At 35.5% G+C, this 11,207-nt stretch carries 10 protein-coding genes; 7 read left to right on the top strand and 3 right to left on the bottom strand.

Annotated features, from left to right (window positions below; genetic code table 11):
* Window positions 1-431: 431 nt before the first annotated feature.
* Together aat and G634_RS20630 are read right to left on the bottom strand one after the other, a co-directional pair.
* On the bottom strand, window positions 432-1,085 hold the full coding sequence (gene aat / locus G634_RS0116580) for a leucyl/phenylalanyl-tRNA--protein transferase (RefSeq protein ID WP_026506205.1): 654 nt from the start codon (window positions 1,083-1,085) through the stop codon (window positions 432-434).
* A 468-nt stretch (window positions 1,086-1,553) separates the two neighbouring features.
* Window positions 1,554-1,868, bottom strand: coding sequence for a helix-turn-helix domain-containing protein (locus G634_RS20630; RefSeq protein WP_051234208.1), 315 nt, complete (start codon window positions 1,866-1,868; stop codon window positions 1,554-1,556).
* 185 nt (window positions 1,869-2,053) lie between these two features.
* Here G634_RS20630 and G634_RS0116570 point away from each other — a divergent pair, with 185 nt between their 5' ends.
* From G634_RS0116570 to G634_RS0116535, 7 genes are all read left to right on the top strand, one after another.
* Entirely contained in the window at window positions 2,054-2,200 is a 147-nt protein-coding gene (locus G634_RS0116570; RefSeq protein ID WP_196805400.1) for a hypothetical protein, read from the top strand.
* Between the two features lie 1,170 nt (window positions 2,201-3,370).
* Window positions 3,371-4,756: a TldD/PmbA family protein gene (locus tag G634_RS0116560; RefSeq protein WP_026506202.1), complete on the top strand. Its 1,386-nt coding sequence runs from the start codon at window positions 3,371-3,373 to the stop codon at window positions 4,754-4,756.
* 2 nt (window positions 4,757-4,758) lie between these two features.
* Window positions 4,759-6,066 (top strand): TldD/PmbA family protein, encoded by a 1,308-nt coding sequence (locus G634_RS0116555; RefSeq protein ID WP_026506201.1) that lies wholly within the window; start codon window positions 4,759-4,761, stop codon window positions 6,064-6,066.
* Window positions 6,063-6,503: a GNAT family N-acetyltransferase gene (locus G634_RS0116550; RefSeq protein ID WP_026506200.1), complete on the top strand. Its 441-nt coding sequence runs from the start codon at window positions 6,063-6,065 to the stop codon at window positions 6,501-6,503. Before G634_RS0116555 ends, G634_RS0116550 begins: the two co-directional genes overlap by 4 nt.
* Before the next feature lie 466 nt (window positions 6,504-6,969).
* Complete coding sequence (locus G634_RS0116545; protein WP_026506199.1) at window positions 6,970-7,533, top strand: DUF3793 family protein; 564 nt, start codon at window positions 6,970-6,972, stop codon at window positions 7,531-7,533.
* A 160-nt stretch (window positions 7,534-7,693) separates the two neighbouring features.
* Window positions 7,694-9,466 (top strand): arginine--tRNA ligase, encoded by a 1,773-nt coding sequence (gene argS, locus G634_RS0116540; RefSeq protein ID WP_026506198.1) that lies wholly within the window; start codon window positions 7,694-7,696, stop codon window positions 9,464-9,466.
* Window positions 9,467-9,529: 63 nt separating this feature from the next.
* The gene (locus G634_RS0116535; protein ID WP_051234206.1) at window positions 9,530-10,921 is read left to right on the top strand and encodes an MATE family efflux transporter; all 1,392 of its coding nucleotides are present in this window, start codon (window positions 9,530-9,532) and stop codon (window positions 10,919-10,921) included.
* Window positions 10,922-10,985: 64 nt separating this feature from the next.
* Here G634_RS0116535 and G634_RS0116530 read toward each other — a convergent pair whose 3' ends face one another.
* Window positions 10,986-11,189, bottom strand: coding sequence for a YjfB family protein (locus G634_RS0116530; protein WP_026506196.1), 204 nt, complete (start codon window positions 11,187-11,189; stop codon window positions 10,986-10,988).
* Between the last annotated feature and the right edge of the window lie 18 nt (window positions 11,190-11,207).

Here is an 11,207-nt window from a genome sequence, read left to right as displayed (position 1 = left end):
CTTGGACCAGTTTGCCACTTGACTTTTGTTCTCACGAAACTCGCAGTAAATGCGAGTTTCTGAATGTAAGTGACAAGAAGTCATACTTTATTGTTTCTATATAGTCCGTTTTACTGTTTGTATATTTCGTCGCAGACACGCTTTCGCTTGATTATAAACGTAGTGGTACGTAATGCGCTAAAAAACAGCGCATAAGTACCAACGTTTATAAACAGTTCTGCTCATGAAATATTACAAGCCAGTAAAACTAATCTACTAAGTATTCAAAACAATAAAGTATAGGTTCTTGTTTTCATCAGGAAAATCAAGAACCGTACCAGACCAAAATTTGTTGTCAAGACAAATTTTGTCCTGCAAAGCAGGATTCTTGCTGATGATTATCCTAAATCTCAGCAAGAAGTCGCAGACCCTTTTTGGTGTTTTATTTACTGTTATTTGTGCAAACCGTTTTTTAAAAGCTGTTTGTATTCTTCATAACTTATACTTTCTCCGCCCATACTTTCTAGATGATCTGTATGAAACTGGCAGTCTATCATGACATATTCGTTATCATGCAGCAGATTTGCAAACTTTATCAGGGCAATTTTCGAGCCGTTCTCTATATCAGTAAACATACTTTCTCCAAAAAAACACTTCCCGAGACTTACACCATATAATCCTCCGGCAAGCTTTCCATCAATAAAAGATTCTACACTGATAGCAAGTCCTTTCCTGGAAAGGTTGGCATAGGCTTTCTCCATATCTGTTGTAATCCATGTCCCTTCGTTAAACTCCCTCTTAAGCCTGCACCTATGCATGGTATCTGCAAAATCTCTGTTAATCTGAATCTTGATGTCATGCTTTTTCATGAACTTTTTCATAGAATGCGAAATGTGGATATTCTCAGGTCTTATAATATAGCGCTCTTTGGGACACCACCATAGGATTGGCTCTCCTTCATCATACCAAGGAAATATTCCGTTGGAATATGCTAGAACAAGCCTTTCTACGGATAAATCACCGCCTATTGCAAGAAGACCGTTGTCTTCTGCAAGTTCTGGCTTTGGAAAAGATATTTCTTTTTGACTTAATGCATAAATCGCCATGTTATTTCTGCTTTCTAATAATTTATAAAGTGATTGCATAGTAAGTACTAGTACCAACAATCATTTTAAAGCCAGAAAGGTAAATTGTTAAGCGCTTATTTGGAGTCTATGAGACTTAGCAGCTTCTTTTTTATGGTATTTAAACATACTATTATCAGAATCGATATTATCAAAGATTTAATAAAAATCATATCCCTCACCATCCTTATCTTTATTCTATGCGATGAGTAAAACAATCAATGTGAATAGCTGTATTTGAATTTTGTTAGCGATAGCTAACAAAATATCTAACATCAATATAAGGCATTTCGCGCTATATTACAAGTGAATTTTACTATTGGAGAAACTACGTTCTAATAGACTATTTTGAATTTGTATATCTATTAAGTAAAGTTATGACATTGATAAAGAAAAAGTCCCATAATTCAAAGAAATTGTCTTATGGGACTTTAGGTTAGAGGTTTTCTTCTAGTTATCTTCTTCTTTTTTTACAATCGTATCAAGAAAATCAGCCAAGGTTTTGCGTTGAGGTGGTGATAGCTTGTATATTTTTTCAAAAATAGGATCTGAAGAAAATGAGTTCTCATCATCGTCTTCAAAAAACTCTTTCAATGAAATATCTAATTGTTCACATAATAATGCTAATAATTGGATTGTAGGGTTTTTCTTTTCTATTTCTATTGCGCGAAGGTAACTCTGAGAAATACCACTTAAATTAGCAAGTTTATTTACAGAATATCCTTTTAGAGTACGAAAATACTTGATTCTTTGTCCAACATTCATATGTTATACCTCTATATAGATAAGGTAACATAGATTTAAATATAAAATTATTTTTATAGAGAAGAAAGAGAAAGTTTATAAATATAAATTAACTCTATAGAGCTTGATAATTAACGATATAGAGAATATAATTGACATATAAGGTTCTACATCAAAGGAATGATTCAGAAAGAGAGGTGTTTAAAGTGGTGAAAATTAGAGCAAGATTTAGAGCATGTATATGGGCTTGTTCAAAATGTGGTATGCAGATTCAGAGTGATTCTTCGAAACGTCCTAGTATGATGGGGTGTCCTAGTGGAGGTGCCCATAATTGGAAGCAAACAATTATTTGAAGTGAAACTATGTGTTGTAAATACGGACCATTACACAAGTTTAATTGTGGTAATGCACTATTTTTTAATTAAACCCGAATTATTCATGACAACTTAACTTCCTTTAAACTGATATATAATTCAAACTATTGAAATGAAATACCCAGAACAGGCGGGATTTACTCCTAAAAAAGAGTAGACTATCCCTATGTATCAGAAATATAGAATTTTACGTTGTCAAGGTACATTGTTAGTTGCTATTCCAGCTGTGGCTGTAAATGTAATTAAGCCGTGAATAATTCAGGTTTAATGAGGTTATGGAAGTGGTTATTATTGTTTTCGGAATTCTTGTTTTGATATATATATCATTACCATTACCTTTGCAACTGATTATTTTTATTGTAAATCTTTTTATGCCAGATCCGATACCAATCTTGGATGAGGTTATAATGATTGTTTCTATTTTTAAAAAACTAGTCACGTTTTTTGAGATATTTGAATTGTTTGAGAATCATCCTATATTGGGAACTATTATATTGGGTGTTATTGTATGCTTAATCATTAGTGGAATTATAGCTTTTGGCAAATTTATAATATCAATGATATTGACTTTGATGTAGAACAATAAAAATTGTGGAATATAGTGTTTACTATAATAAAATATGAATACGATTTTTAAGTAATTACAAAATTTTTGGAGCTGTTAAACTAAGTCTTAGTATTCAGCTCCATTTTTTTATGTTTTTTATTACCACAAATTTTGCTTGGTACGTTGTGGATATTTTAGATAAAAAATTATAGAGTATTTATCTTCACCTAAACTAGTTGAGTTTTGCTGTTTTGTACTATTTCACGAGCAGAACTGTTTATAAACGTTGGTACTTAGGTTCTGTTTTTTTAGAACCTTATGTACCATTACGTTTATAATCAAGCGAAAGCGTGTCTGCGACGAAATATACAAACCAGAAAAACGGATTATAGTAAACAAGAACCTATGATTTTTTGTCACTTTCATGCAGAAACTAGCATTTACTGCTAGTTACGTGAGTATAGAAAATGATATGTTAATCCCAATACAGCTACTTAAGAAAATAATGGCAAAAAAGACCACAAACAGGCGATATTATCAGAAAAAAATGGTAAAATATTGAAGGTACCTATGTTAAACAAACACATATTGGAGGAGGCGCGATGATAGAGGATATCTTAAGTCAGCACAAGAAACTCTTTGAAACTAGTATGCAGACAGTTCTTAGGGGGCAGGAGAGTAGATATAGAAGAATTGTAATTCAGAATGGAAATTTGGTAGCGAATGAAAGATCAGAGGAGAGCGGAATCTGTGCCAAAGTATATTTTAATGGCGCATCAGGATTTGCTTCCACTTCAGAGTATTCTGATGAGGCAGTAAAAAAGGTAGTAGAGGCTGCTACAAATAACGCAAAATATTTAGATAAGTATAATACAGAGAAGAAAAACGCATATCCTTCTATGCCATACTCTATGATTAAATCACCAAGAATGATTATAGATTTCGAGCAGAAAAGGCTTGTTGACATCTGCAAAGAGATTGATGCGTATATTGCAAAGACATATACTGATATTCTCAGCAGAACCGTAGTATACAGAGAAGATACTATGGAAAAAATTATTATTTCTTCTGATGCTGCAGATGGACATGTTTCATATCCAAGATGCACTATCTATGTAATTCTTAACATGGCTTCCAAGGATGGTCAGCCATTAGAACTTTTTGAGTCTTTTGGCGGATTTGGACATATCGAAGACAATTTCAGTAATTTATCAGATTTATATGAGAAGATTGATGAACTTCATAACAAACTTGCAATGAAGGCAGAAGGTGTCTACGCGGATGCTGGCGTGAAAACTGTTATTCTTCACCCGGATGTAGCAGGTATGATTGCCCATGAGGCAGTAGGACATACTGTAGAGGCAGACCTTGTTCAGGGCGGTTCTGTTGCAGGACCAAATTTAGGAAATAAGGTTGCGTCAGAACTTGTAAGTATCGTGGATTATGCTCATACAGCTTTTGGAAAACAAGCTCCTCTTCCTGTTTATGTTGATGATGAAGGAATAGAAGCTCAAGATGCAGTACTTGTTGAAAATGGAATTTTGAAAGGCTTTATGCATGATAGAGAAAGTGCCAATTTTTACGGTGTTAAGCCTACAGGAAATGCAAGAGGATATGCTTTCTCAGATGAACCTCTTATCAGAATGAGAAATACCGTTGTTCTTCCTGGAAAAGACAAGCTTGAAGATATGATAGCTTCTGTTGACGATGGATATTATCTTGTTCAAACCGGAAATGGTCAGGCAGATCTTACAGGCGAATTTATGTTTGGTATTAATCTTGGATATGAGATTAAGAATGGAAAGCTTGGAAAAGCCATTCTCGATACTACAGTTTCGGGTGTAGCATTTGACATGTTAAAGACTGTAGATATGGTATCGGATACAGTTACCTGGAGTCCTTCAGGAACTTGTGGCAAAAAGCAGCCAATGGCTGTTTCAATGGGTGGACCAGCCATAAAATGTAAGATTACAATCGGAGGAAGATGAGAATGGCAAATTTACAGGAAATATCAGATAAAGTCTACGATTACCTAAAGACTAAGAATAATACAAAAGGTGATTTTTCTATATGTGAAGTTGAGCGCCATGAAATCACCATGAAGGATGGTAAATTTACTCTTTTTAGAACAATGTTCGATGATAGCTTTTCCGTTAAGGTAATCAAGGATAACAAAAAGGGAACTGCATCTATTAACAAATGTGATACAGAGAGTATTTTCAAAGCTATAGATGATGCACTTCTTTCAACAGAATCAGGAAAAGCAGATGAGTGTTTTGACATTGCACCTGGTATGGATGAAGAAAGCTTCAAATATGGCGTACTAACTCCAGATATTGATAAGCTTATGGAAAGAACCAAGGAACTGTCTGATACTATTGCAGCAAAGCATCCCAAAATAAAGCTTATCGAGATGTTTACAAAGTATGTTAGAGCTCATGTAGTGTTTAGAAATACCAATGGGACTAAGGATATTGAGGAATATGGTTTTTATGAAATATCTTTGGAATTTGCAGGAAATGATGGTGAAACGTCAACAGGCATTGCCGGTTCATGGGCTATTTTTGATTCATTAGATAAAGAACTTATCACAATAGGAAATATCGAAAAAGACTTGGAGGATACAGAGAATTCACTTAATCCAATGAGCATTTCTGAAAAGTTTGACGGTGATATTATTTTTACCCCGGACTGCGGAGCACAAATGCTTAGATATCTGATGATGAATGCTGTGTCTGATTCTACACTTATTAATAAAACAAGTGTATGGATTGATAAAATAGGGCAGCAGGTTGCGTCACCTATGCTCACTATTAGTTCAAAACCATCAGATAGTAGAATTGTGCAGCATGAAGTTCATACAGCAGACGGATTCAGATCCAAGGATTACACACTTATTGACAAAGGTGTTCTTAAGTGCTTTGCTACTTCATTGTATGCTGCTAATAAATGCAAAGTTAACAGAGCAGAGAATACATCAGGAAGCCTTATAGTCGAAGCTGGCGATACGCCTGTTAAAGATATGATAAAGAGTATCAAAAAAGGTCTTATAGTTGGCGGTGTATCCTGCGGCAGGCCTGGTGTAAACGGAGAACTCTCAGGAGTTGCCAAGAATTCGTTCTATGTTGAAAACGGAGAAATAAAAGGTGCTGTTATTGAAACTATGATAAATGGAAACCTTTTTGACATGGTAAAGAATATCAAAAAGATATCAAAAGAGCAGGTTTGCAACGGAACAATGGTCATGCCTTATATTGAAATTGGAAATGTTACAATTTCAGGAAAGACTTCAGAATGAATTGGCAGATAAAACATTTTTCACAGCTTAGTACATTAGAATTATATGAGATTTTGAAGACACGTTTCGAAATTTTTGTTACAGAACAGGAATGCATTTATCAAGATCTGGATAATAAAGATCAGAATGCATTCCATGTATTCTGTTTCAATGATGAAGGTAGAGTGGCGGCATGTCTTAGAGTATTCTGGAAGAATGAAGAAGATAAAATTGCCCAGATAGGAAGAGTTGTAACATTAGAGCATGGAAAAGGACTTGGAGGGCAAATGCTCAAAAAAGGAGTTTTCGTTGCATCTTCAATGTTACAGGCAAGGAAAATATATCTTGAAGCCCAGCAATATGCAATAGGTTATTATGCAAAAGAGGGCTTCGAAGTAGTATCTGATGTTTTCATGGAAGACGGGATACCGCATGTAAAGATGGAGAAAAATTTATAGGTTTTTGTTTTCATCAGGAAAATCAAAAACCGTACTAGACCAAAATTTGTCGTCATGAGAAATTTTGTCCTGCAAAGCAGGATTCTTGCTGATGATTATCCTAAATTATGGCAAGAATCTGGCAGATGCTAATGAATTTTTTAGATACATGAAGCATTATATATAATCGCAAGATGGTCATGATTATAAAATTAATCCACATAAAATGTCAATAGAATAAATTAATAAATAAATAATAATACACAAAATGTAATAAAGTTTACGCACGAAGCTGTTATAACAAAAAACTCCATTGGGTGTTTTTTCTTAAAATTTCCTTTTTAACACGTTCCTATTTTATGGCCAACTTTAGTGACGAATTTACGTATATAGGAAACATTCTCTTGAAAAATGTGTTAGCTGGTGCTAACATAAGTAAAAATGATAATCATTATCATAAATATTTTTTCAAGAGGAGGATTCCGTTATGGGGGATCAGGAACTTGTGAGATTATGTTCACCAACACTTGCCGGAATAAAAACAGGTAGTTTATTTACTATTGATTATGATGATAGAGCCAGGTTTAATGAGGAAATTCGAGAATTTAATGATCGACTTTCTAAAAAAGGTTTACGAATGATTCCAATTAAATATGCACCTAAATATGCTCTGATTTATCTTTATAGACCTGATTATTTGAAGAAAGATTTTTCCAATCAGGAAGTATGCAGTATTTTAAAAGAAAAAGGTTATTCCTACAATAATGCTGATATGTGTGTGGCGCAGCTTGCAAAACATCTTTCACAGGATTCTGGATTTCCTCATGAAATAGGCCTTTTTCTAGGATATCCGGTTGAAGATGTAAAAGGATTTATGAAAAGTCCTGACGAAGGAGTGAAATACACAGGTTTTTGGAAGGTTTACGGAGATATAGATGCTGCTATGAAAACGTTTAGCAAATATAAGAAATGTACAGAGATATACAGTAAAGCACATCAAAATGGCGTTTCCTTAGAAAAACTAATAGTAGAAAGCTGCATTAAACAATAACCTTTATTTTATATTTGACTAACATGTCTGATTTCGTTATCATTATAAATTAGGATTAAAGGCAATTCGCCTTGATATACAAGCTTTTAATAATATAAACTGTGCCGGATAAGAGTAGGTATTATCTGGAGAAGTCAGATTATGTGAAAGGATATTTGTTTTGGAAAAAGTATTAGATCTAATTAGTAAAGAAGTTTCAGATGCTTTTGAAGCAGCTGGATATGACCGCAGTCTTGGAAAATGTGGAATATCTAATCGTCCTGATTTATGTGAATATCAGTGTAATGGAGCAATGGCAGGTGCCAAGCAGTATCATAAAGCACCATTTATGATTGCAGACGAAGTATGTGAGAAGCTTTCTGGAAATGAAATGTTTGAGAAGGTTGAGTCTGTAAAACCTGGATTTTTGAATCTTAATCTTAGCAAAGATTTTGTTCGCACTTACATTGTACGTATGCTTCATGAGAAAAAATTTGGTGTGACTCTTCCGGGTCATGAGCCAACAATCGTACTTGATTACGGCGGACCAAACGTTGCAAAGCCTTTGCATGTAGGACATTTAAGAAGTGCTGTAATTGGTGAGTCTTTAAAGAGAATTTTAAAGTATGCCGGCAATAAAGTAGTAGGCGATGTTCACCTTGGTGATTGGGGTCTTCAGATGGGTCTTATTATCACTGAGCTTAAAGAAAGAAAGCCTGATCTTGTATACTTTGATGATTCTTATACTGGAAGTTATCCAAAAGAAGCTCCATTTACTCTTTCTGAGCTTGAAGAGATTTATCCGGCAGCATCTGGTAAATCCAAAGAAGATGAAAACTTCAAGGCAAGAGCGCTTGAGGCAACCAAGAAGCTTCAGGATGGAAACAGAGGTTACAGAGCTTTGTGGCATCACATTTTGAATGTATCTGTAACTGACCTTAAGAAGAACTATAAGAATCTTAATGTTAGCTTTGATTTATGGTGGGGTGAATCTACTGTTCATGATATCATTCCTGGTATGGTTGATATGATGAAGCAGGGCGGATATGCTCATGAAAGCCAGGGTGCTTTGGTTGTAGATGTAGCAGAAGAGTCTGATTCCAAAGAGCTTCCTCCTTGTATCATTTTAAAGAGTGATGGAGCTGCACTTTACGCAACAACTGACCTTGCAACTATTCAGAAACGTATGGATGAGTATCATCCACAGGCTATCTATTATGTTGCAGATAAGCGTCAGTCACTTCACTTTACACAGGTTTTCCGTACTGCTCACAAGACAAAGCTTGCAATGCCTGAAACTGATCTTCAGTTTGTAGGTTTTGGTACTATGAATGGCAAAGATGGTAAGCCATTTAAGACAAGAGATGGTGGTGTACCTCGTCTTGAAAAGCTTATTGCAGAAATCGATGAGCAGATGTATGCGCGTATCAAGGAAGGTAATGCAGAGATAGGTGATGATGAGGCAAAGAAGACAGCTCATCAGGTTGCTCTTTCTGCTATAAAATATGGTGATTTGTCCAATCAGCCTTCTAAGGATTATATTTTCGATATTGATAAGTTTACTTCTTTTGAAGGAGATACAGGTCCGTACCTTCTTTACACAATTGTTCGTATTAAGTCTATTTTGGCAAAGTACGAAGCTAAGACTGGTAAGAAGTATAAGGAAGCAAAACTTGATGTTGCACAAAGCGACAATGAGAAAAAACTTAATCTTCAGCTTACAAGATTCTCAGAAGCAGTTGAGAGTGCAGCAAAAGAGCTTATGCCTAATAGAATTTGTGCATATATTTATGCTCTTGCAAATGATTTCAACAGTTTCTACCATGAAACAAGAATTTTGGCAGAAGAGGATGAAAGAAAACAGGAGAGCTATATAGCACTTCTTTATATCACTCTTAGAGTAATGGAGACAGGAATTGATCTTTTAGGTTTTGATGCTCCTGAGCGCATGTAAAGTTATGACTTTTAAAATGTAAAAAATACGTTTCATAATGATTTCTTGGAAAGCGTAGTTAACATGGGATTTAGTAGTAAAAGCACTGTAGTAACAAACCAGAGTGCAGGCGGGCATCTTTTTTCTAATAAAGACTTGCTGCTACTTTTGATTCCAATAATAGCAGAGCAGTTTCTGACATCGCTTATGGGACTTGCTGACAGTATGATGGTAAGTAACGTTGATGATTACTCACTTGGCGCTGTTCAACTAGTTGATTCTATCAATATTTTGGTGAATCAGGCGTTTGCAGCCCTTGCAACAGGAGGTGTCGTCATTTGCTCCAATTTCATAGGACAGAATAATACCCAAAAGGCTAAAGAGGCTGCCAGTCAAGTATCACTGGTAGCCTTAATTATGTCTGTAAGTATGATGGTCATCTGTCTTATTTTGCGATTGACGATTCTCCACGCTGTTTTTGGAAAAGTTGAGCCTGCACTTATGAGAGAGGCAGAAGTTTATTTTTTTATTACAATATTGTCATTTCCGGGAATAGCTATGTATAATTCCGGAGCAGCTATTTATAGAGCACAGGGAAATACAAGTCTTCCACTTGTTATCTCTATCATATGTAATGGTCTTAATATTTTAGGAAATGCTGTATTTATTTATGTGCTTTCATTGGGAGTTGCAGGAGCTGCTCTTTCCACCATGGTATCTAGGTGGTTGTCAGCTGGAATTGTATATGCGTTTCTTCACAGGAAAAATCAGAGAATAGTTGTAAGAGATTACTTGAAAATTCGTCCTGATAAGGCTTTGATAAAGAGAATATTAGGACTTGGTATACCTAACGGAATAGAGAACTCAATGTTCCAGTTCGGAAAACTTGCGATATCATCAACTGTTTCTACTATGGCAACTGCGGCTATTACGGCGCAGGCTATGAGTAACATTATGGAGAATGTCAATGGTGTTGCAGGATGCGGTGTAGGTATAGGTCTTATGACTGTAGTGGGACAAAGTCTAGGAGCTGGCAGGAAAGATGAAGCCAAGTACTATGTGAAAAAGCTTGCAGTATGGGCAGAAATAGCAATTCTTAGCAGTTGTCTTTTAGTTTATTTTCTGCGTGAACCTATTACCAGAATTGGAGGAATGAATGAGGAAAGTGCAAGGCTTTGCATGTACATGATTGGTTGGATTACAATTGTTAAGCCTATAGCGTGGGTTCCTTCGTTTTTGCCAGGCTATGGAATGAGAGCTGCAGGAGACGTGAGATTCTCTATGATAGTGTCTACGATTAGCATGTGGGTAGTAAGAGTTGGTCTTTGCATGCTTCTTGTATATGGTTTTGGATATGTTTCACCTATGGCTGTATGGATTGGAATGTTTGCAGATTGGACGATAAGAGGAATCTGTTTCTTTTTTAGATTGAAAAGTGGTAGATGGCTAAGGATAAGCGATGCTGACATCAAATAAATAAAAAGGGCTGTGATTTTCACAGCCCCAAATTTTGGCAAGTAATAGTTATATTAGAAATGACTTATACGGAAATATCAATATTTCCTCCTACTGCCGGATTGACGGAGAGTTCCATTGCACTTGCAGATGGAGTAGCGTCAAGTGTTTCAACGAGCCCTTGTCCAAGATCTTTAAAGGTATCGAGCTGCTTAGAAAGCATAGCCATACCAACATCTGATTGGATTTTACTCATTGACATCATTGTTGAAAGTTTTGCTATGTCCATATCTGACCTCCTTTTCCA

The sequence above is a fragment of the Butyrivibrio sp. NC3005 genome, assembly GCF_000424545.1.
In the GTDB taxonomy this organism is placed as follows: domain Bacteria; phylum Bacillota; class Clostridia; order Lachnospirales; family Lachnospiraceae; genus Butyrivibrio.
This window is presented reverse-complemented; position numbering and strand designations above follow the sequence as displayed.

Coding starts and splice junctions, on each gene's coding strand:
- G634_RS0116555 (WP_026506201.1), top strand. CDS start 4,759: ATGGCAAATTTACAGGAAATATCAGATAAAGTCTACGATTACCTAAAG.
- G634_RS0116535 (WP_051234206.1), top strand. CDS start 9,530: ATGGGATTTAGTAGTAAAAGCACTGTAGTAACAAACCAGAGTGCAGGC.
- G634_RS20630 (WP_051234208.1), bottom strand. CDS start 1,868: ATGAATGTTGGACAAAGAATCAAGTATTTTCGTACTCTAAAAGGATAT.
- G634_RS0116530 (WP_026506196.1), bottom strand. CDS start 11,189: ATGGACATAGCAAAACTTTCAACAATGATGTCAATGAGTAAAATCCAA.
- G634_RS0116560 (WP_026506202.1), top strand. CDS start 3,371: ATGATAGAGGATATCTTAAGTCAGCACAAGAAACTCTTTGAAACTAGT.
- G634_RS0116550 (WP_026506200.1), top strand. CDS start 6,063: ATGAATTGGCAGATAAAACATTTTTCACAGCTTAGTACATTAGAATTA.
- aat (WP_026506205.1), bottom strand. CDS start 1,085: ATGGCGATTTATGCATTAAGTCAAAAAGAAATATCTTTTCCAAAGCCA.
- G634_RS0116545 (WP_026506199.1), top strand. CDS start 6,970: ATGGGGGATCAGGAACTTGTGAGATTATGTTCACCAACACTTGCCGGA.